The sequence below is a fragment of the Saccharothrix sp. AJ9571 genome, assembly GCF_021725495.1.
Taxonomy (GTDB): domain Bacteria; phylum Actinomycetota; class Actinomycetes; order Mycobacteriales; family Pseudonocardiaceae; genus Amycolatopsis; species Amycolatopsis magusensis.
Genome location: NZ_CP091382.1, coordinates 3954444 through 3975030 on the forward strand (window position 1 = coordinate 3954444; position 20587 = coordinate 3975030).

22 protein-coding genes are annotated in these 20587 nt (G+C 70.7%); 8 read left to right on the forward strand and 14 right to left on the reverse strand.

Annotated elements, in window-relative coordinates; translation table 11 throughout:
• Positions 1–48 precede the first annotated feature (48 nt).
• Both L3Q67_RS18010 and L3Q67_RS18015 read right to left on the reverse strand, forming a co-directional pair.
• Complete coding sequence (locus L3Q67_RS18010) at positions 49–651, reverse strand: response regulator transcription factor (protein ID WP_499190586.1); 603 nt, start codon at positions 649–651, stop codon at positions 49–51.
• The gene (locus L3Q67_RS18015) at positions 648–1715 is read right to left on the reverse strand and encodes a sensor histidine kinase (RefSeq protein ID WP_499191565.1); all 1068 of its coding nucleotides are present in this window, start codon (positions 1713–1715) and stop codon (positions 648–650) included. The genes L3Q67_RS18010 and L3Q67_RS18015 overlap by 4 nt, the downstream gene beginning before the upstream one ends.
• A gap of 213 nt (positions 1716–1928) precedes the next feature.
• Here L3Q67_RS18015 and L3Q67_RS18020 point away from each other — a divergent pair, with 213 nt between their 5' ends.
• From L3Q67_RS18020 to L3Q67_RS18045, 6 genes are all read left to right on the forward strand, one after another.
• Positions 1929–2810 (forward strand): ABC transporter ATP-binding protein, encoded by an 882-nt coding sequence (locus tag L3Q67_RS18020; protein WP_499190587.1) that lies wholly within the window; start codon positions 1929–1931, stop codon positions 2808–2810.
• Between the two features lie 28 nt (positions 2811–2838).
• Positions 2839–3558: an ABC transporter permease gene (locus L3Q67_RS18025; RefSeq protein ID WP_499190588.1), complete on the forward strand. Its 720-nt coding sequence runs from the start codon at positions 2839–2841 to the stop codon at positions 3556–3558.
• A gap of 26 nt (positions 3559–3584) precedes the next feature.
• Positions 3585–5054: an alpha/beta hydrolase gene (locus tag L3Q67_RS18030; protein ID WP_499190589.1), complete on the forward strand. Its 1470-nt coding sequence runs from the start codon at positions 3585–3587 to the stop codon at positions 5052–5054.
• Between the two features lie 166 nt (positions 5055–5220).
• On the forward strand, positions 5221–5397 hold the full coding sequence (locus tag L3Q67_RS18035; RefSeq protein ID WP_499190590.1) for a hypothetical protein: 177 nt from the start codon (positions 5221–5223) through the stop codon (positions 5395–5397).
• Positions 5398–5474: 77 nt separating this feature from the next.
• Positions 5475–6005: a DinB family protein gene (locus L3Q67_RS18040; protein WP_499191566.1), complete on the forward strand. Its 531-nt coding sequence runs from the start codon at positions 5475–5477 to the stop codon at positions 6003–6005.
• A gap of 93 nt (positions 6006–6098) precedes the next feature.
• The gene (locus L3Q67_RS18045; protein WP_499190591.1) at positions 6099–6776 is read left to right on the forward strand and encodes an esterase/lipase family protein; all 678 of its coding nucleotides are present in this window, start codon (positions 6099–6101) and stop codon (positions 6774–6776) included.
• Here L3Q67_RS18045 and L3Q67_RS18050 read toward each other — a convergent pair.
• From L3Q67_RS18050 to L3Q67_RS18065, 4 genes are all read right to left on the reverse strand, one after another.
• Positions 6773–8587, reverse strand: coding sequence for a CheR family methyltransferase (locus L3Q67_RS18050; RefSeq protein ID WP_499191567.1), 1815 nt, complete (start codon positions 8585–8587; stop codon positions 6773–6775). The genes L3Q67_RS18045 and L3Q67_RS18050 overlap by 4 nt on opposite strands.
• A 52-nt stretch (positions 8588–8639) precedes the next feature.
• Positions 8640–9365: an ATP-binding protein gene (locus L3Q67_RS18055; protein WP_499190592.1), complete on the reverse strand. Its 726-nt coding sequence runs from the start codon at positions 9363–9365 to the stop codon at positions 8640–8642.
• Between the two features lie 23 nt (positions 9366–9388).
• Positions 9389–10393 carry a chemotaxis protein CheB gene (locus L3Q67_RS18060; RefSeq protein ID WP_499190593.1) on the reverse strand — a complete coding sequence of 335 codons (1005 nt, stop codon included), beginning with the start codon at positions 10391–10393 and terminating at the stop codon, positions 9389–9391.
• Between the two features lie 165 nt (positions 10394–10558).
• Positions 10559–11332: an NBR1-Ig-like domain-containing protein gene (locus tag L3Q67_RS18065; RefSeq protein WP_499190594.1), complete on the reverse strand. Its 774-nt coding sequence runs from the start codon at positions 11330–11332 to the stop codon at positions 10559–10561.
• Between the two features lie 245 nt (positions 11333–11577).
• Between L3Q67_RS18065 and L3Q67_RS18070 the strand changes: the two genes are divergently transcribed.
• Positions 11578–12399 carry a peptidoglycan-binding domain-containing protein gene (locus L3Q67_RS18070; protein ID WP_499190595.1) on the forward strand — a complete coding sequence of 274 codons (822 nt, stop codon included), beginning with the start codon at positions 11578–11580 and terminating at the stop codon, positions 12397–12399.
• A gap of 53 nt (positions 12400–12452) precedes the next feature.
• On the opposite strand, the gene L3Q67_RS18075 is transcribed toward L3Q67_RS18070, so the two are convergent.
• Positions 12453–13367: a helix-turn-helix domain-containing protein gene (locus L3Q67_RS18075; protein WP_499190596.1), complete on the reverse strand. Its 915-nt coding sequence runs from the start codon at positions 13365–13367 to the stop codon at positions 12453–12455.
• Between the two features lie 71 nt (positions 13368–13438).
• Between L3Q67_RS18075 and L3Q67_RS18080 the strand changes: the two genes are divergently transcribed.
• Positions 13439–14434 carry a saccharopine dehydrogenase family protein gene (locus L3Q67_RS18080; protein WP_499190597.1) on the forward strand — a complete coding sequence of 332 codons (996 nt, stop codon included), beginning with the start codon at positions 13439–13441 and terminating at the stop codon, positions 14432–14434.
• Here the strand turns inward: L3Q67_RS18080 and L3Q67_RS18085 are convergent.
• The 7 genes from L3Q67_RS18085 to L3Q67_RS18115 all read right to left on the reverse strand — a co-directional run bounded on the left by L3Q67_RS18085 (position 14431) and on the right by L3Q67_RS18115 (position 20225).
• Entirely contained in the window at positions 14431–14934 is a 504-nt protein-coding gene (locus tag L3Q67_RS18085) for an SRPBCC family protein (protein ID WP_499190598.1), read from the reverse strand. The two genes, L3Q67_RS18080 and L3Q67_RS18085, sit on opposite strands and share 4 nt — an antisense overlap.
• A gap of 76 nt (positions 14935–15010) precedes the next feature.
• Positions 15011–15370: a hypothetical protein gene (locus tag L3Q67_RS18090; protein WP_499190599.1), complete on the reverse strand. Its 360-nt coding sequence runs from the start codon at positions 15368–15370 to the stop codon at positions 15011–15013.
• 242 nt (positions 15371–15612) lie between these two features.
• The gene (locus L3Q67_RS18095; protein ID WP_499190600.1) at positions 15613–16992 is read right to left on the reverse strand and encodes a sensor histidine kinase; all 1380 of its coding nucleotides are present in this window, start codon (positions 16990–16992) and stop codon (positions 15613–15615) included.
• On the reverse strand, positions 16989–17675 hold the full coding sequence (locus L3Q67_RS18100; RefSeq protein WP_499190601.1) for a response regulator transcription factor: 687 nt from the start codon (positions 17673–17675) through the stop codon (positions 16989–16991). The genes L3Q67_RS18095 and L3Q67_RS18100 overlap by 4 nt, the downstream gene beginning before the upstream one ends.
• Positions 17672–18568 carry a hypothetical protein gene (locus L3Q67_RS18105; protein ID WP_499190602.1) on the reverse strand — a complete coding sequence of 299 codons (897 nt, stop codon included), beginning with the start codon at positions 18566–18568 and terminating at the stop codon, positions 17672–17674. The genes L3Q67_RS18100 and L3Q67_RS18105 overlap by 4 nt, the downstream gene beginning before the upstream one ends.
• Positions 18565–19317, reverse strand: coding sequence for an ABC-2 transporter permease (locus tag L3Q67_RS18110; protein WP_499190603.1), 753 nt, complete (start codon positions 19315–19317; stop codon positions 18565–18567). Before L3Q67_RS18110 ends, L3Q67_RS18105 begins: the two co-directional genes overlap by 4 nt.
• Positions 19314–20225, reverse strand: a complete 912-nt coding sequence (locus L3Q67_RS18115) for an ABC transporter ATP-binding protein (RefSeq protein WP_499190604.1) — start codon at positions 20223–20225, stop codon at positions 19314–19316. The genes L3Q67_RS18110 and L3Q67_RS18115 overlap by 4 nt, the downstream gene beginning before the upstream one ends.
• Positions 20226–20587: the final 362 nt, after the last annotated feature.

Genomic DNA, 20587 nt, shown 5'->3' on the forward strand with positions numbered 1-20587 from the left:
TCGCTTGCGGGGTAGATCACCGCAGCCCCGACACGATGAGGGCCACACCTACAGCCAGTCGTGTTCCCGGGCGTAGCGGGCGGCGTCGTGGCGGGTGCGAGTCTGGGTCTTCTGCATCGCGTTCGAGAGGTAGTTGCGCACGGTGCCCTCCGCGAGGTGCAGCTGCTTGGCGATGTCGGCCACCGAATACCCGTCGCCGGTCACACGCAGCACGTCGAGTTCGCGTTCGGTCAGCGGGCAGTCGTCGACGACGGCGAGGGCCGAGACGTCCGGGTCGATCCAGCGCTTGCCCTCGTGCAGGGTCCGGATGACCGAGGTGATGTGCGCGGGTTCCGCCGACTTGCTGACGAAACCCTGCACTCCCAGCTTCAGCGCCTTGCGCAGCACGCCGGGCTTGGCGTGGCGCGTCAGCATGAGGATCACCTGGTCCGGTCGGGTGCGGCGGATCTGCGCGACCGCACCGAGTCCGTCCACCCCGGGCATTTCCAGGTCGATGACGAGCACATCGGGCTGGTGCCGCAGGGTCGCTTCCACCGCCGCCTCACCGTCCTCCGCCTCGGCGAGCACGGTGATCTCCCCTTCGAGCGGCAGCAACGCCGCGAGTGCCTTGCGCAGCAGGGCTTCGTCGTCGGCGAGCACCACGGTGGTCATCGGGTCTCCTGCGGTCGAAGGTGCGGGAACGCCGCGGCGGTCAGGAAAGTACCGTCCTTCTGCTCCACGGTCAGCTCCCCGCCGTCACCGGCCACCCGTTCGCGCAGGGTGGAGAGTCCGCTGAGCTCGGGGAGCGGGGCGTCCGGCGCGCCGTCGTTGACGATGGTGATACCGGACTTCGACAGCGTGATCCGCACCTGTTCGGCCTGCGCGTGCCGCAGGATGTTCGTGGTCGTCTCGCGCAGGACCTGGCCGAGCAGCTCGCTCGCTCCGGCGTCGACCTCGGCTTCGCGGTCGACGCGCACGTCGATGCCCGCGGCCTCGAAGAGGTTCTTCGCGTTCTCCAGCTCCGCGGACAGGTTGAGCCGCCGTTGCGCGTAGGCGAGTTCCTTGGTCTGGGCGATGGTGTCGGCGACCAGCGCGTGGATCTCGCGCAGCTCCTCTTCGGCCCGCCCGGCGTCCGTGCGCACCAGCTTCTGGGCCAGCGCGATCTTCAGCTTCACCACGTGCAGCGTGTGGCCCTGGATGTCGTGCAGGTCGCTGGCGAACCGCATGCGCTCCCGGACCACGGCCAGTTCGGCTTCGCGATCCCTGGCTTCTTCCAGATCCTTCACCACGCCGTAGAACCTCTTGTTGGGGAACATGAGTCCAGTCACCACCGCGGTGATCCCGCCGGGCAGGACGACCCAGTTGATCAGCCCTTCGGGGGAGTCCTCGTGCACCAGCAGCAGCCTCGTCGCGCCCACCGCGGCGACGAAGGCGACCAAGCCGACCGCGGCCAGGCCACGGTTGCGGGAAAGCTGGGGAATGATGTGCGGGCCCACCAGGGAAAGGCCGTAGAACGCCGTCCCGGCGCCGGCCACGAGAGCTCCGTAGACCCACACCCCCGCGCCCACGAGCAGACAGGGGATCGCGAGGCGGAAGACGTCGTTCGCCGTCCACCGTTCGAAGGTCAGCAGCGCGGCCACCACACCGAGGGCCAGGACGAAGGCGTCCAACCAGGACCGCGCGTCCATCACCACGATCAGCACCCCGACGGCCACGAGCAGCGGGGAGATCATCATGAGGTTCAGCCGGCGCAGCCGTCGCTGGGTATCCGCGGTGGGTGCCGTCACCGGTCCGCACGCTGTGCTCGGGGATGCATGTCGCCCAGTATTCTTCCGCGCCCGCCGCGGCACCAGTGACGCCGTGTCACATGTTCACCCCAAGGAATGTCAGGGCGAGGACGTGACGTGAGCGCACTGCCCGGATCGTGCGGCGACGGGTGGAATCAGGGCATGTCCACACCAGTCATCGACGTTGACCGCCTCAACCTCAAGTACGGCGATTTCCACGCCGTGAAGGACCTTTCCTTCCAGGTGCGGGCCGGGGAGTTCTACGCGCTGCTCGGCACGAACGGAGCGGGCAAGACCTCGACCCTGGAGACCATCGAAGGCCACCGCACCGCCACCTCGGGCACCGTGCGCGTGTTCGGGCAAAGCCCACGCGACCGCCGCGCGGTGCGGCCGCGGATGGGGATCATGCTGCAGGAGAGCGGTTTCTCGCCGGATCTGACGGTGCTGGAATCGGTGCGGCTGATCGGGAAGCTCGCCCAGCGCGTGGACCGGCCCGAGCGCGTGCTCGACATCGTCGACCTCACCCGCAAGGCGAGCACGAAGGTGTCCCAGCTTTCCGGCGGGGAGAAGCGGCGGCTGGACTTCGCCACCGCCGTCTACGGCGCGCCCGAGCTGATCTTCCTGGACGAGCCGACCACCGGACTGGACATCCAGTCCCGCGACGACCTCTGGACCGCGGTGGACCGGTTGCGTGAGGACGGTTCCACCATCGTGCTCACCACGCACTACCTGGAAGAGGCACAGCAGCACGCCGATCGGATCGGGCTGATGCACCAGGGCACCTTCCACCAGGAGGGCACGGTTTCCGAGCTGACGCGGACCCTGCCGTCCGTGATCAGTTTTTCCCTGCCGACCCCCGCGCCGGCGCTGCCGCTGGCGGCCACCCGCGAGGGTGACGGCAAGTTCGTCATCGAGACCTTCGGCCTGCAGAAGGACCTGTACACCCTGCTCGGCTGGGCCCAGGACCACGCGGTGGAACTACGCGACCTCCAGGCCGGGCCGACGCGGCTCGACGACGTCTTCCGCGCCATCGGCAACGCCTGAAACCCCTACCGGAGGAAGGAATCCCGCCATGCTTTCGATCGCCATGAGCGAGCTGATCCAGATCTTGCGCAACCGGCTGGTGCTGGTGACCAGTTTCATCATGCCCGCCGCGGTCAGCGCGTTCTTCATCTACCAGCACGAACTCTTCGCCTCGGTGGCCAGCCTCGGCTACATCGCGGCGGTGGTGATGTTCACCGTGGGCGCCTTCGGCCTCTACACCACCGCGGTGACCACGCTGGCTTCACGACGGCAGAACCTGTTCCTCAAGCGGCTGCGGTCCACGGCAGCGGGTGACGCGACCATCCTTTCCGGACTGTTGCTGCCGCTGATCGTCATCGCGCTGGTCCAGGTGGCGGTGATCATGACCGTGCTGGCCGTGGTCGCCGGTGCGCCGGACGACATCGTGCTCCTGGTGGCGGCGGTGCTCGCGACGGTGGCGATGATGATCGGGCTCGGCCTGGCCACCGCGGGCCTGACGAACTCGCCCGAACACGCCCAGGTGACCACGCTGCCGGTCAGCCTCGGGGTGATCGCCGTGGCCAGCTGGGTCGGGATCGCGGGCACCGAGGACCTCACCCTGCTCAAGCGGCTGCTCCCCGGCGGCTCGGCGACCGAATTGGCCGTCAACGCCTGGAACGGCGGCGTGGCCGTGACGGATTCGCTGATCCTGCTGGCGCCCACGCTGAGCTGGGTGGTGGTCGCCGTCGCGCTGGCCTCCCGGATGTTCCGCTGGGAACCGCGCCGGTGACGAACACCCAACGAGGAGGAATCGGCATGCGCAAGTTCATCCCGGTCGTTTTCGCCGCCGCGCTGACCCTGACGGCGTCTGCACTCCCCGCGGTGGCCACAGTGGACACAGGGGACACAGGGGACACAGGGGACACAGGGGACACTGTGGACTGGGGCCCGTGCCCCGAAGGCATCACCGGAGCCGGTCTCGAGTGCTCGACGCTCGAAGTGCCACTGGACTACCGCGATCCGGACGGGCAGCAGATCGAGATCGCGATTTCCCGCCTGGCCAGTGCGAACCCGGAGAAGCGCCGCGGCGTGCTGCTGACCAACACCGGCGGGCCGGGCGGGGAGGGCCTGGCCTACCCGGCCGTCCTGCGCGACGCCCTGGAGCTGCCGAAGGAGGTGCTGGACAGCTACGACGTGATCGGCATCGACCCGCGCGGGGTCGCCCACAGCACACCGGTGACCTGCGACCTGAAGCCGGAGCAGTGGTTCACCAACATCCCCTTGCACGCGCGGAACCCGGCTGACGTCACCGCGCAGGCCGAGCAGGCGAAGCTCGTCGCCGAGCAGTGCGGGAAGTCGGCGACGGCTTCGATGCTGCCGCACTTCACCACGGCGAACACCGCGCGCGACCTGGACCGCGTCCGCGAGGCACTGGGTGAGTCCACAGTGTCCTATTTCGGCCGGTCCTACGGCACCTACCTCGGTTCGGTCTACACCACGCTGTTCCCGCACCGCAGTGACCGGTTCCTGCTCGACAGCGCGACCGGCCCCGGCGGCTGGGACGCTTCGTTCAGCCGGAAGTTCGGCGAGGGCTTCGAGGACCGGTTCCCGGACTTCGCGGAGTTCGCCGCCGCGCGGCCCGAGTACGGCCTCGGCGACACACCGGCGAAGGTGACCGCGAAGTACTTCGACCTCGCCGCGCGCCTCGACGCGAAGCCGAGCCCGCAAGGCGTCAACGGCCAGTTGTTCCGCCAGGTCACCTTCGCCAAGTTCTACTTCGACGCGGAATTCCCGTCGCTGGCCGAGGCCTGGCACGCGCTGGACACCGGCAAGCCGGTCCCGCTGCCCACCGGGACCGCGGTGCCATCGGACAACTACCTCGCCAGCCAGCTGCACGTGATCTGCAACGACTCGGACTGGCCGGAGTCGGTCGGGACCTACCAGCGCAACGTCGCCATCGACCGGATCCGGCACCCGATGTTCGGCGCCGCCGCGGCCAACGTCACGCCGTGCGCGTTCTGGCCGTCCGAGCCGGTCGAGCCGCCGGTGAAGATCACCGGCCGCGGCCCGTCCAACGTGCTCATCGTGCACAACCTCCGCGACCCGGCGACCCCGCTGTCCGGGGCGAGGCAGCTGCGGCAGGCCTTCGGCGAGCGCGCCCGGCTGGTCACCGCCGACCAGGGCGGGCACCTGGCCTACCTGTACCTGGACAACCCGTGCGTCCACGACATCTCGACGAAGTTCCTCGTCACCGGAGAACGCCCGAAGATGGGGACGGCATGCTGATCGCCGAAGACCTGCTGCCGGGCCGGGTCGACCGGCCGGTCACCACGGGTCAGCCGGTCGCCTAGGTGCGGATGTCACCAGCCGCAACCTGCTCACGGACCCCCGAACGCGCCTCAGCCTCGGCCCCACGCGCGATGTTGTCATCATCGACGGCACCGCGACCCCGGTGGACATCACCGCGGAAACCGGCGACGCCTTCGCCGCGCGAACCGGTTTCGACCCGCGCGAGATCGAGGAGCCGTACCAGTACTTCCGGATCGAGCCGCGGCGAATCCAGGCGTGGTGCGAGGCGAACGAAGTCCTCGGCCGCACCCTCATGCGGAACGGCCACTGGCTCGGCTGAGTGTCCGGTCCCGGGGAGTGGCTCCGACGTTCCTTGTGTGGCGGTGGGTGCCGTCCGTGAGGAGGAGTGACGTGGGCATGGCAGTGGCTTGTGCGCGGATGGCCGAGCTGATCGGCGGGATCGGGGAAGAGCAGCTCGGGCTGCCGACACCCTGCGACGAATACAGCGTCGCCGATCTGCTGGCGCATATGGATCAGGTGTCGCGCGGGTTCGCGGCGCTGGGGCGGGGTGAGGTGGACCAGAAGGTGACCGACGGCCTTGAGGACGGCTGGCGGGATCGGCTCGAACGGCAGCTCACCGAGCTCGGCGAGGTTTGGGGTGACGCCCGCGCGTGGGAAGGGGTGACCGAGGTGTCCGGGCTGGAGTTGCCCGATCGGACGTGGGGCGGGATCGCGCTGACCGAGGTCGTCGTGCACGGGTGGGATCTGGCACAGGCCACCGGGAAGCCGTTCGAGCCGCCCGCGGAGACCTTGCGCACCTGCTTCGAGCACGTGGCCGAGTTCGTGCCGAAGGCCCCGGTGCCGGAGCTGTGGGGGCCACCGGTCGCGGTGCCCGCCGACGCCGCTCTGCTCGACCGGATCGTCGCGATCACCGGCCGCGTGCCGTGAGGCGGGGTACCGGTGGTTTCGCCGATGCCCCGGTAGCCGCCGCCCTGCCACGATGCGGAGATCCGATTTTTCGCGGGATGGCTGGGAGAAACGATGTCTGCTCGGAAGACAGCGGTGCTGGGCGCGCTCGCGATGGCGGGAACGCTGCTCGGGGCGGTACCGGCCACGGCGGCCGAGCCCGCCGGCCGTGAACCCGTCGTGTTCGTGCACGGTCTCTTCGGCGCGCCGGGCAATTTCGACACCATGTCGCTGCGGTTCCGGCTGAACGGGTACGCCAAGAGCGAGCTGGTCTCCTTCGGCTACGACTCGACCGGCTCGCTCACCACCGCGGCGAGCCAGTTCGCGGCGAAGGTCCAGGAAGTGCGCGCGGCCACGGGAGCGGCGAAGGTCGACGTCGTCACCCACTCACTCGGCGGCCTGCCGTCGCGCTGGTTCGTGAAGGTGCTCGACGGCGCCGCGAGCGTGGACGACTGGATTTCCCTCGGCGGCCCGAACCAGGGCGGGGACCCGGGGACCTGCCCCGCTCCCGGTTCGACGGCCTGCGAGCAGGCGACCAAGGGCTCGGCCTTCATCACCCAGCTCAACAGCGGCGACCCGACGCCCGGATCCGTGTCCTACACGACCTTCTCCTCGCCGTGCGACACCGTGGTCGAGAACGAATGGACCACATTGGACGGTGCGAAGAACGTGGACGTCGGCTGCGTCAGCCACTTCAACCTGGTCTCGGACCGCGACGTGTTCGACGAGGTGCTCGCCGCGACCACCGGCTAGCGCGGCGACTCCTGCTGCTCCATCACGATCAGGGCGCCGTTGCTGACCCCGTTCGTGCCACGCAGCGCACCGCAGAGCACGCGCACCACGATGTTGCGGCCACGCCGGTTGATCGCGGCCAGGTGCAGTTCGGCCTGGTAGTCGGCGTCGGCGAGGGCGTTGCGCACCACCGGGCGGATCTCCGGCAGCGGCAGGCCGCTGTCGAGGTTCAGCAGGTGCTCGCGTTCGGCTTCCTCACGACGCAGGCCCCAGAGTTCTTCGGCGCCACGGTTCCAGGCCTGCACGCGCATTTCGCGGTCGACGACGACCACGCCGTACGGGATCGAGGTGAGGATCGATTCGAGGAACGCGTTCACCTCGTCGAGTTCCCCGCCGCGCTCGCGGAGCACGTCGTTGATGGTCTGCAGCTCGTCGTTGGTGGACTGCAGCTCCTCGTTCATCGTCTCCAGTTCCTCGTTGGTGGACTGGAGTTCCTCGTTCGTGGTCTCCAATTCCTCCACAGTGGACTGGAGTTCCTCGTTGGTCGTCTCGAGTTCTTCGTTGGTGGACTGGAGTTCCTCGTAGGCCGCCTCGAGGCGCCGGTTGGCGTCCTGCAGCTCGATCATCAGCTGCCGCGCGGCGCTGATGTCGTGGAAGACCACCGAGATGCCGATCAGCTTGTTCTCTTCGCTGAGCAGCGGGTTGACGTGGATCTCGTACCAGCACGGCACGCTGCCGCGGTGCCATTCGACGTCCTGGACGCGCAGCGAGCGCTGTTCGAGCTTCGCCTGGTCGATGTGGATGCGCAGGGGCACCGGCCGGTAGGCGATCTCCAGGTCGCGCAGCGGTTTGCCGATGTCGCGCTGGGACAGGCCGAAAGCGGACCGGGCCTGCTGGTTGATCAGCACCGTGGAGTCGTGCTCGTCGAGCACCAGCTGGGCCACCGGGCTGGTACCGAAAGCGAGCTGGCGCAGCTCCTCCAGATGGTCCTGTTCGGTGGATCCGGCGACGGTGTGGCCGCTCGGGGTGAACTGCCCGAGCCGGCCGGTGCTGTTGGCGGCCTTGCTGAAGACCCGCCGTTTGAGGTTCACCGGTTCGAGGATGTGCGAATGGCTGAGCAGCATCTCGGCCTTGCCGAGGAACAGCAGACCGCGGGGGGCCAGCGCGAAGTGGAAGCGCTCGAGCACCCTGGCCTGCGTCTCGGCGTTGAAGTACATCAGCGTGTTGCGGCAGGTGAGCAGGTCGATGCGGGAGATGGGCGCGTCCTGCACCAGGTCGTTGCGCCCGAAGATGATCGAGCGCCGCAGGTCCTTGCGGAACTGGTACCGGGTCTCGGTCTTGTCGAAGAACCTGGCCAAGCGCTCTTCGGGGATGCCGGAGACCTCGGTCGCCGAGTAGGAGGCGTGCCGGGCCTGTGCCAGCGCCTCCTCGTCGACGTCGGTGGCGTAGATCTTGACCCGGCGGCGGAACTCCTCGACGCCCAGCTGGTCGGTCAGCAGCATGGCCAGGCTGTAGGTCTCCTCACCGGAGGCACAGCCGGCGCTCCACACCCGGATGTACTCGTCCGGCCCGCGTTCGGCCAGCATCCCGGGCACCACCTCGTTCTCCAGGTACTCCCACGCGTCGGCGTCGCGGAAGAACCCGGTCACGTTGATCAGGATGGTGTTGAACAGCGAGACGAACTCGTCGGCGTTCACCTGGAGCAGGTCGATGTACTCGTTGTAGTCGCTGACGGAGACCTGCTGCATCCGCCGCTGCACCCGGCGCAGCAGGCTCGAGCGCTTGTAGCCGGTGAAGTCGAACCCCCGCGATTCCTTGAGGTAACCGAGCATCGCCTCGAAGTCACCGCTCGGTTCGACATCTGTTTCATGCACGGCGTGCACGCTACCCGGAGCCACGCGGGACGCTGCGTGCCAGCACGCCCCAGACCACCTTGCCGCCCGCCAGGGTCGGCGTGCAGCCCCACACCGTGGTCAGCTGGGCGACCAGGAGCAGGCCCAGTCCGCCGTAGTACCCCGCCTGCCCCTCCCGGAGCCTCGCCGGCACGGGCGAGTCGTCGGCGACCGCGACGCTGAGCACCTTCGGGCGCAGTTCCAGCCGCAGCACGGCTTCGGACTCGGTGTGCGCCAGCACGTTCTCCACCAGCTCGTTGACCACGCTCCGCGCGTCCGCGACGACCTCGGGAGCGAGGTGCCAGTCCTGGCACACGTCGCGGGTGTAGTTCCGGCTCTGCCGGGCGGTGCCCTCCGCCCGGGACAGTGCGAGCCTCGCCCGCTGTCGTTCCGGCGGCAGTTCGGCACCGCGCAACGCGGCGGCCACTGTCGGGTAGACCGGGACGAACCGGGCGATCGCGCCCTGGGGCAGGGTGGCCGACACCAGCACGAACGGGATGCCCGGCCAGTCCGACACCCGCATCCACACCTGCGCGAAGACGTTCAGCAGGCTGAGGCTGCCGACTGCCGGGACCAGGTCGTCGATCACCGCGACCAGCACGGGCGGCTGCTCCGCGGCGCACTTGAGCAGGGTGTCGCGGACTTCGGGGTAGCTGCGCACGTCGAGTGCGCCGGTGAGCGTCACCACGGTGGCGCCGGATTCCCTTCGGAGTCCCATGTGGACGCTCGACGTCCGTCCGGTCACATCGCCTCCGATTCTCCCGGTTCGGAGGGAGTGAGAGAGGACAGGAACTCGCGCAGCACCCCGGCCGCGGCGGCGGACTCCTCCACCGCCCGCCCGTACCGCCCGAGGAGCATGGAGCGGCCGCGGACTTCGGCGTCCCGTGCCATCCTCTTGGCCAGTCCCACCTTCTCGTCGAGTGAGCGCAGCGCCATCCCGAGCGCGCGCTGGAACTCCTCGCCCTGCGCGGACAGGAGGGCTTCGGCCGACCAGGCGTGGCCGATCCGGCACCGGAAGTTGCCCGCGCCCGGCTCGACCTCGGTGAGCGAGCCCCGGCAGTCCGGGCAGGTGTAGGCGGAGGCTTGGGGTGCCACGCCGGTGGCGCCGTTGCGGGCGATGCGATCTTCCAGGCGCAACGCCGGTGACGGCTCCGGCAGCGCCACGGCGTCCAGTTCTTCCTTGCACAGATCGGCCAGCAGGGCGCCGAGCCGGCTGGCGGGCACCACGTGGCCGACCTCGGCCTGCTGCCGGGCGGCCTCGGGCATGCCGGGGTAGAGCGCGTCTTCGGCCGACTGGGTCACGCCGATCCCTCCCCGTTCGACGATCGCCCGCAACCCCAGCGCGCCGTCGTCGAGCACCCCGGACAGCACGACCCCGATGGTGCGCTGCCCGGCGCTCAGCGCCGCCGACCGGAACAGGGCGTTCACCGCGGGCCGGTGGCCGTTCTCGGTCGGGCCGGTGGACAGCGTCAGTCTGTCCCCGCTGAGCAGCAGGTGCTGGTTCGGGACGGCCACGTAGATGTGACCGGGCTCCACGTCGGCCCCGTCGACGGCGGCCCGCGCGGGCAACGGCCCGGCGCGGTCCAGGATCAGCGGCAGTGCGCTCGTCCCGCCCACGGGCATGTGCATCACCACGAGCACGGCCGCACGCAGGTCTTCGGGCAGCCCCGCGACCATCGTGCGCAGGGCTTCGACGCCACCGGCGGAAGCACCGACGACGATCCGATCCCGGGTGAACCGGGGCACTGGGGGAACCTCCTCCGCGGGAACCACCCGCTTCGGCTACCCCGATACGTTGTTTCTACGCATCCGGCGGACACCGGCGGGTGGCCGTGGCTCCAGTATCCGCCACGAGGCCCACCCGGAGATCGAAGCCGGAGCTTGTCACCCGGATGGGTCACGCTCGCCGGGTCACGGGCGGACGAGCACCGAGAAGAAGATGGGCTGCCGTGAGGGCAGCAGTTCCCGATCGGCCTCGTCGACCATCTTCCAGTAGACGCGGCAGTCGACCGGCGCGGTCGGCGGGGCGCTCACCGTGACGGTGACCTGCACGTGCTGCTGCGGCGCGGTGTCGTTGACCGGGATGCGTTCCGGGGTGCGGCAGTCGTCGGCGTCCACGGGGTCGGTGCGCTTGAGGTACCGGCCGCGCCACTCGACCGTGCCGGTGTTCTGGATCTCCCACACCTTCACGAACTGCGTGCCCGGCTTGACCACGGTGTCGTCGGGGATGGTCACGTCGGCGACGAACCTGCTCGAGTCACCCGGGTAGGGCGGGCCCGCCGGTTCCGCGGTCTCGGCGGGCTGCTCGCGGGGCAGGAACGTGATGACCACGATCGCGATGGCCACGGCCAGCGCCGCGGCGACCGGGACGAGCACGCGCTTCGAACGCCACCACGCGGCGGCGGGCGCCGGCGTGTCTTCGGCGAGCGCGAGCTGGGTGGCCGACCAGCGGCCGTGCCACTCGTCCTCGTCACCGTCGCAAGCGCGCACGAACTCGCGGACGGTCTCCCACGGCTGCAGCCGCCTGCCGGTGACGGTGAGGTGGAGGGTGGCATGGGACACCGCGCCGGACTTCGACGCCATCCGGCGGAACGAGGGCTCCCCGGCCCGCGCTCGCAGCTCCCGCAGCCCGGCCATGAACTCCTCGAGCGCCGGCGCCCGCTCTTCCGCTTCCAGTCTCGGCACGCTCCCCCGCGGTGGCCGTGTCCATCGGACACCGATTCCCGTCACCCTGCGCGACCGCTCGACTATACCGCGAACGGCGGCCCTGATCAGCGCCGATCCCGGTCGTGGCCGGTGTCAGACGCTGTCAACCTGCGGCTTCTTGACGTCAGGCGTTGTGTCACCCCGGTTACGCACGGGCCGCGGACCGGTCAAGGTCGGAGGGGTCCACAGCAGCAGACGCACCAGCAGCGAGAGAAGGAGCAGACATGCGCAAGATGGCGTTCGCCGCGATGTTCACCGCCCTTTCCGGCGCCGCGCTGACCGGCACGATGGCTGCCGGGCAGGCCGCGGCCGCACCTTCGGTGAACATGGAAGCGGTGGTCAAGGCGGCCATGTGGGACCCGTACAAGCCCGACCAGTCGATCACCCCCGGGGCCGGGGACAGCGTCAAGGTGGTCGAACAAGCGCTGGCGGCGAAGAACCTGCTGGACGGCAAGCAGGTCGACGGGCACTTCGGCACCTCGACGGTGACCGCGTACGCGAAGTACCAGAAGTCGCTGGGCCACAGCGGGCTGGCGGCCAGCGGCCTGCCGGGCAAGGGGTCGCTGACCGAACTGGGCAAGGGCCGGTACACGGTGACCGCGGCGATCAGCGTGGGCTCGAAGACCACCATGGACGGGAAGACGGTCAACAAGCGCACCGCCGACATGATCAAGGCCGCGGAGCAGCGGGCCGGGGTCGATTTCACCGTCACGCAGGGCTCGTACAACGCCGGTGGCGTGGGTGCCTCGGGCGGGACGCACGACGGCGGCGGGGCCGTGGACATCTCGGTCAAGAACCTCTCGAACCCGGGCGCCGCGGTGAAGGCGCTGCGTGAGGTCGGGTTCGCCGCCTGGCACCGCACGCCGAGCCAGGGCGACTGGGTGGCGCACATCCACGGCATCGCGATCAGCGACACCGACATGTCGCCGCAGGCCCAGGCGCAGGCCGGTGACTACTTCAAGGGCCTGAACGGGCTGGCGAACCACGCCAAGGACGACGGTCCCCAGGTGAAGAAGGTGACCTGGGAGGAGTTCGAGCGCGGGTGACCGCGTGCGCCACTGGGGGTAGGGGCGGACGGCCACGCGGCCGTCCGCCCCTCTCAGCTGCGGAAAGTGCGGCGGTAGGCGTCCGGCGGCACGCCGACGGTGCGGTTGAAGTGCCGCCGCAGCGTCGTGGCGGTGCCCATGCCGACGGCCGCCGCGATGGTGTCGACGCTGTCCCCGGTGGTCTCCAGCAGTTCCTGCGCCCGGCGGATCCGCTGGGTGAGCAGCCACTGCAGCGGGGTGGTGCCGGTGACCGCGCGGAAGTGACGGCCGAGGTGGCGTGAGCTCAGGTTCGCCCGGCGGGCCAGGTCCTCGACGGTCAGCGGCTGGTCCAGCCGTTCGCCCACCCAGGGGAGCAGGTCGGCGAGCGGGTGGTCGTCCTGGGCGGGTACCGGCGCGGGGACGAACTGGGCCTGCCCGCCGGCCCGGTGCGGGGGCACGACCAGGCGCCGGGCGACGGTGTTGGCCACCACCGAGCCGTGGTCGCGGCGGATCAGGTGCAGGCAGAGGTCCACCGCGGCGGCCTTGCCCGCGGAGGTCAGCACGCTGCCGTTGTCCACGTAGAGCACGTCCGGATCGACCGTCACCAGCGGGTACCGGTCGGCCAGCACGCCGGTGTGGGCCCAGTGCGTGGTCGCGCGCCGTCCGTCCAGCAATCCGGCGGCGGCCAGCACGAACGCGCCCGTGCAGAGCGAGGCGACGCACGCGCCGGCTTCGTGGGCCGCGCGGACCGCGTCGACCAGGTCGGCGGGCGGGTCTTCGTCGACGTCGGCCAGGGCCGGGACGAGCACCGTGTCGGCGTGTTCGAGCTGGTCCAGGCCGTGATCGGGGTCGAGGTGGAAGCGGCCGACCCGCACCGGGCCGGTGGCGCAGATGGAGACTTCGTACAGGTCGTCGCGGAAGATTTCGTAGGCCACGGCCAGCTCGAAGTGCAGCATTCCGTCGGCCGCGGCCAGGGCGAGCTTGCGCATGTCCGGAATTGTACGGGTCGTGTCGTTCCGGACACTGTCGCCGCGGCCCGGCACCGGTCAGGATGTCCACTGTGGAGAGACAAACAGTGGTGGTGTTCGGTGCCTACGGGCACACCGGCCGGTTCGTGGTGGCGGAGCTGCTCGACCGCGGGTTCGCCCCGGTCCTGTCCGGGCGCGATCCGGAGAAGCTGCGCGCGCTGGCCCAGCCGGGGACGGCGGTCCGGCCCGCCTCGGCCGACGACCCGGCGGCGCTCGACCGCGCGCTGGCCGGGGCGGCGGCGGTGATCAACTGCGCCGGGCCGTTCGCCGTGACGGCGGCCCCGGTGATCGAAGCGGCGTTGCGCGCGGGCATCCCGTACGTCGACGTGGCGGCCGAGATCGAGGCGAACGCCGACACGTTCGCGCGGTTCGCGGGTGCCCGGACCCCGGTGGTGCCCGCGATGGCCTTCTACGGCGGCCTCGGCGACCTGCTGGTGACCACGGCGATGGGGGACTGGACCTCGGCCGACGAGGTGCACGTCGCGTACGGCCTGAGCAGCTGGCACCCGACGGCCGGGACACTGGTCGCGGGCGAGGTCTCCGCGCGGCGCCGCAACGGCCGCCGCGTCCGGTTCACCGGCGGGAAGCTGGAGTACCACGACGACGCCCTGCCGACCCTGGAGTGGCCGTTCCCCGAGCCGCTGGGCCGCCGGCCGGTGCTCGGCGAGTTCACCATGGCCGACGTGGTCACCGTGCCCAGCCACCTGGCCGTGCCGGAGGTCCGCACGTACATGGCGGCCGACGCGGCGAAGGACCTGGCGGCTTCCTCGGCGCCGGTGGCGGTCGACGAACGGGGCCGCTCGGCGCAGACGTTCGTGGTCGACGTGCTCGTGCGTTCCGGTGGAGCCGAACGACGGGTGGTGGCGACCGGGCAGGACATCTATGCCGTCACCGCGCCGCTCGCCGTGGAAGCGGTCCGCCGCCTTCTCGCCGGTCAGACCCTGGCGACCGGGGTCGCGTCAGCCGGGAAGATGTTCGACGCCCCGGACTTCCTGCGCTCGTTGTCCGCGCACCTCAAGATCGCTTAGGCCGCGCGGCGGGTCTCGAGGTGCTCCTTGACCCGCTGCAGCGTGGTGTCGATGTTCGAGAGATTGGTCCCGGCGCGGTCCGGCTCGCCGGTGATGAAAATGGCGAACGGCACGAACCAGCGCGGCACGCGCAACCAGTTGGTGACGGTGAGCCTGCTGCCGTCGCCATCGGCGGCGATGTCGTACTCCCACCGGGAGATGGGCACGAAGAACGGGGTGCGGACCCGGTAGGCGAAGCGGCGGCCGGGTTCGGCCTCGACGACCTCGGCGTGGGTCACCCACCGGCGCCACCCGTTGCGGTTGCTGCCGGAGAACCACTTCCCCACCGCGGCCCCGGTCGCGCCGCGGATCCAGCGGGCCTTGTAGAACTCCTCGGCGAACTGCGCCATCGCGACCGGATCGCTGACCAGGCGGTACACCTCCTCGGGCGGGGCGTCGACCGCCACCTCGCCGACGGCGAGCGGTTCGGTGTAGGTGAGCTTGTCCCGCGGATTCGTCATCGGCCGCACCTCCGGAGTCAGATGCCACCTCACCAGTGCTGGTTGCGTGCGTCAAGGTGTCGGAATCACGAAAAATTCAGCTTTTCGCAGCCAGCCGCACGGTGATCGTCACCCGGCCTTTCCGGTCCCGGTGCGCGGTGGCGTGACCGGTGCGGCTGGTTTCGTCGAGTTCGAGGGAAATCGGGCCGCCTTCACCGGTGAAATTGCGCCACCACGTTTTCGCCTCCGGCAGCCGCACGCCGATGGTGACGAGGTCACCGGACCGCCGGAAGCCCACCGGAATGCGGAATTCCCGGCCCGAGCGGCGTCCGGTGTAGGTGACGATGGTGAGGTGGCGGCGGACCCGGCCGCCCCAGCGTCGTGAAGAGCGCAGGCTCAGCACGGCGGAATTGAACCCGCCGACCGCTCGTTCCGTCCATTTCCCACCGCGTCGCATACGGCCACGCTAGCCGGGAAAGCGGAAATGGTCTTCCGCTTGGACCAAAGTGAGAAAGTTGCTGGGTCGGTTGACTCAACTAGGCACTGTCCGGTGAGTCAAGGTCGCGCTCTCCGCGCCCAGGCGGCCCCTGGCGGCACGGGCGAGTTCGGCCGAGTACGGCCAGTACGAGGCCGAATCGCCCGCACCGCCAGGAACCACCTGGATCACGAAGCCCATCGACCAGACTCACCGGACAGCGCCTAGGCAATCGGGAAGGTGATCCGGAAGGTCGCGCCTTCGCCGGGTGCGGTGGTGACGGTGACCGTGCCGCCGTGGGCGGTCACCAGCGACCACACGATCGACAGGCCGAGTCCCGCGCCACCGCCGTGGTCGCGTGCCCGGGAGGTGTCGGCGCGGTAGAACCGGTCGAACACCCGGGAGACCTGGTCGGGGGAGAGCCCGGGGCCGGTGTCCATCAATTCCCATGTGGACTGTCCGGCCGCGGTGCCGACGCCGATCCGCACGGCCGAACCCGGCGGGGTGTGGGCGACGGCGTTGCCGACCAGGTTGCTCACCACCTGCCGCAGCCGGTCCTCGTCACCGAGAACCGGGGCGGGCGCGGGATCCGGCGCCGTGCCGAGACCGGTGAGCGTGACCTCCCGGGACGGGTCGAGCGCGCGGAGGTCGTGCAGCGCGTCCGCCGCGAGCGAGCGGAGGTCCATCGGCGCCTTTCGCAGGTGCAGCCCGCCTTCGTCGAGTTGGGCGAGCAGCAGCAGGTCGTCCACCAGGCCGGTCAGGCGCGTCGACTCGCGTTCGATGCGGTCCATCGTCGCGTCGATCTCACTGCCGCCCATGCGGTAGAGCTGCGCGAAACCGCTGATGCCCGCCAGCGGGGTGCGCAGTTCGTGGCTCGCGTCCGCGACGAAACCGCGCAGCCGTTCCTCGGAACGCGTGCGCGCGGCGACCGCCGCCTCGATCTGCGCGAGCATCCCGTTCAGCGACTGGGTCAGCCTGCCCACTTCGGTGGATTCGGCCGCGGTGAACGGGACTCGCCGCGACAGGTCACCGGCCGCGATGGCGGCGGCCGTCTCCTCGATCCGGCGCAGCGGGCGCAGTCCGGCACGCACCCAGAACCAGCCCGCCGTGGCCAGCACGAGCAGCAGCCCCGCGCCCACCAGCCCGCAGATCCACCGCACCTGCGCCACGGTATCGTCCACTTGGGACAGTGCACCCGCGACGACCACGCTCCCCCCGGAGCGGGTGGGCAGGGCCAGCACCCGCCAGCCCGGTACTTCGAACGGCGTGCGGTCACGCGCGAGCACGGCCGCGCGGTCGAGCGGCGGCAGTTCGGGCACCACGGGCCCGTGGAGGGACAACGTCGCCCGGCCGTCCTCGCCGAGGTAGGCGAGGTAGAGGTCGGCCGGGCCGTCCTCGGGCAGCCTGCCGCCCGCGAGGTTCGCGATCAGCGGTTCGGGTGCCGCCGCCAGCACCCCCGCGGCGATCGACACCTGGAGATCCACCCGCTCCACCAACGGTTTCCGCAGGGCCACCAGCACCACCGCGCTGCTGGCGACCATGCCGGCCACCAGCAGCGCCATCGCGATCAGCAGCACCCGCGCCCGCAGCGACAACCGCTTCACTGGGGCACTCGCAGCACGTACCCCACGCCCCGCACGGTGTGGATGAGCTTGGGTTCGCGGTTGTCGAGCTTGCGCCGCAGGTAACTGATGTAGGACTCGACGATGCTGGCGTCCCCGCCGAAGTCGTACTTCCACACGTGGTGCAGGATCTGCTCGCGCGTGAGCACCCGATCGGTGTTCTCCATCAGGAACCGCAGCAGGGTGAACTCGGTGGGGGACAGGGGAACCGGCCTGCCGTCGCGGGTGACGAGCCGCGCCGCCGGATCCAGTTCGACGTCACCGACGGCCAGCACATCGCGCGGGAAACCCTGGGTGCGGCGCAGGATCGCGCGGATGCGGGCGATCAGTTCCTCCAACCGGAACGGCTTGGTGACGTAGTCGTCGCCGCCCGCGGTCAGCCCGGCGACCTTGTCCTCCCCGGCGTCGCGCGCGGTGAGGAACAGCACGGGCACGGTCCGGGCGGGCCCCGCGCCCGCACGCAGGCGGCGCAGCACCTCGAAGCCGTCGACGTCGGGCAGCATCACGTCCAGCACCACCAGGTCGGGCGGTCTGCTCGCGGCGATCGCCAGCGCGCCGGCCCCGCTCGCGGTGGCGGACACCGCGAACCCGGCGAACCGGAGGCTCGCCGCGAGCAGCTCCCGGAGCGTCGGATCGTCCTCCACCACGAGCAGGTCGGCCGTCATGCTCGCTGAATCTGCCACTGTCGTGCGCCCGCGACGAGCAGGCACGCCACCGAACCGGCCGCGAGTCCCACACCGGCGGCGATGAGCACGTCACCGGTGACGCCGAGCGAAATCGGGAACGGCCCGGCGCGCAGGGACAGGTGGGCGCCGCCGAGCCAGGCCATCGCCGCCCAGCACAGCGCGGTGACCCAGGGCGCGTGCCGGCGCGCGAACACCGCGATCAGCACGACCACCGCGGTGGCGAGCACGGCGAGCGGCCACAGCGGCTGCTCGAGCGGGCCGAGTCCGCCGGTTTCGATGGCAGGCAGCGGCAGGTTCGGCCCGGCCAGCTCCCACGGCGCCCCGAAACCCCTGGTCAGCGCCACGGCCAGCAGGTTCGGCGCGGCGAGCAGCATGGTGCCGAGCATCTGGGCGCCGCCGGTGAACGACACCACCACCCCGGTCGCCATCGCCGCGCCTGCCGCGCCCACCAGCACCAGGGCCACCCGGCGGACCCACGGCAGGCGCCACATCGCCACCCGGACGCCGACGACGACCACCAGCCACGGGATCGCGCCGAAGGGCGGTCCCACGTCGAACTGCCCGGCGGGCAGGAACGGCAGCACGACCAGCCCGGTGGCGAACACCGCCACCGCGCCCGCCACCCGCTGCCAGTTGGTGAGCACGATCGTCAGCAGCACCGCGCCGACCAGTGAGACCCCCAGTGGCAGCACGGAGATCGAGCCGGTCACGCGCTCGGCGAGCTCGACGGAACCACCCACGGCGAGTGCCACGGCGGCCGGTGCGGTGGCCCCGCCGAGACCGAGCAGGCCCACGCCGAGCAGCGCCCACCCGGCCATGCCGCCCAGCGCGGTGAGTCCGGCCGCGCCGCCGACCAGGACATCGCGCTTCATACGTCCCTCGTCCGCAGCACGGTGTAGCCGATGGCGCCGACCGCCGCCACGAAACCGCAGAGGAGCGCGAACCCCGTCAGCGGCGGCAGCGCTTCCGGCACCGGCAGCACGTTCACGATCTTCTCGCCCGCCGCCGTCGGCCAATAGCGGTCCATCCAGTCGCTCCAGCTCTGAGGGAAGCTCTGCGAGACCAGCCGGATGAGCAGCGTGGCCGACACGAGCACGCCGATCGCGCCCGCGGTCGACCGCATCAGCGCGCCGAGGCCGAGGCCGAGCAGGCCGATCGCCGCGAGGTAGAGCCCGCTGCCGACGACCGCCCGCAGCACCTCCGGCTGCCCGAGCGTGGCGTACGGGACACCGGCGCCGGCGATCAGCGCCTGCCCGGCGAGGAACGAGGCGAAGCCGATCACCTGGCCGAGCAGCAGCGCGACGCCCGAGAACACCACGGCCTTCGCGGCGAGCAGGCGGCCGCGCACGGGCACCGCCACGACGCTGGGCTGGATGGTGCCCGTGCTGTATTCGGCGGTGATCACCAGCACGCCGAGCACGCCGATCGCCAGCTGCGCGACGATGATGCTGGTCAGGCTGATGGCGGTCGGGTCCCAGTCGGCCTCGCCGGCGTACGCGCGGGCTTTCCCCGACGAAGCCATCGCGGCGATGCTGACGCCGAGCAGCACGGTCACCGCGGCGGTCAGCCAGGTCGAGCGCAGGCTGCGGAACTTGGTCCATTCGGAACGCAGCACGTTCATGCGCGCACCCCGTATTCGACCGCGTCCTCGGTGAGCGCCATGAACACGTCTTCGAGCGAGCCGCGTGTCGGGGTCAGCTCCGCGAGCGCGATCCCCTCACCGGCGGCGAGCTTGCCGATCTCGGTGGCGGTCCGGTCGAGGACGTGCAGGGCGTCGCCCCTGGCTTCGAAGGTGGCGCCGGTGCGGCGGAACAGGCGGGCCAGCCGGTCGGCCTCGTCGGAGCGGACGAGCACGGTCTCGTCGCCGTTCTGGCGCAGGAAGTCGTCGATCCCGGTGTCGGCGATGAGGCGGCCGCGGCCGAGCACGAGCAGGTGCTGGGCGGTCAGCGCCATCTCGCTCATCAGGTGGCTGGAGACGAGGACCGTGCGGCCTTCGGCGGCGAGGTCCCGCATCAGGCCGCGGATCCAGCGGATGCCCTCGGGGTCGAGGCCGTTGACCGGCTCGTCGAACATCAGCACGGGCGGATCGCCGAGCAGCGCGCCCGCGATGCCGAGGCGCTGGCTCATGCCGAGGGAGAAGGTCCCCGCCCGGCGCCCGGCGACGCCGGACAGGCCCACGAGCCCGAGCACCTCGTCGACGCGTTCACGGCCGATGCCCGCGGTCTGGGCGAGCGCGAGCAGGTGCTGGGCGGCGGTGCGACCCGGGTGCACGGCACGGGCGTCGAGCAGGGCGCCGACCGTGTGCAGCGGGCGGGGGAGTTCGGCGTACCGCCTGCCGTGCACGGTGACCGTGCCCGCGGTGGGCGCGTCCAGCCCGAGCACGAGCCGCATGGTGGTCGACTTGCCCGCGCCGTTGGGCCCGAGGAAGCCGGTCACCCGGCCCGGCTGGACGGTGAAACTGAGGTCGTCGACGGCGAGCTGGTCGCCGTAGCGCTTGGTGAGGCCACGTGCCTCGATGGTCTGGTCCATGGGGCCGAGGCTGTCCGCGCCAGGTGACGACCGGCTGGGAACGCGGCGCGTTCGCCGGGGTGGACTGGAAAAGCTCCCAGGAAACTCCCAGGAACGTGGCAGCATGCCGGGCGTGATGCTGGTACGCAGACCTCGCCGAAATCACGCCGCCTTCGGTGTGGACGGAAGGAGACCGCTGGTCGCTTTCTGTTGCCGGGTGCCGTGAATGTGGCTTTCACGGCTTCGCGAGTGGGGAACTCACGTGCCTGAACGTGGGGTTCGCCTGCCTGAGTGTGGAGTTCGGCTTCCTGGACGTGGGGTTCGGGTGCGTGAGTGTGGGACTCACCCGCGGGCGAGTTCTGCGTTCGGCGCCTCATCGAACT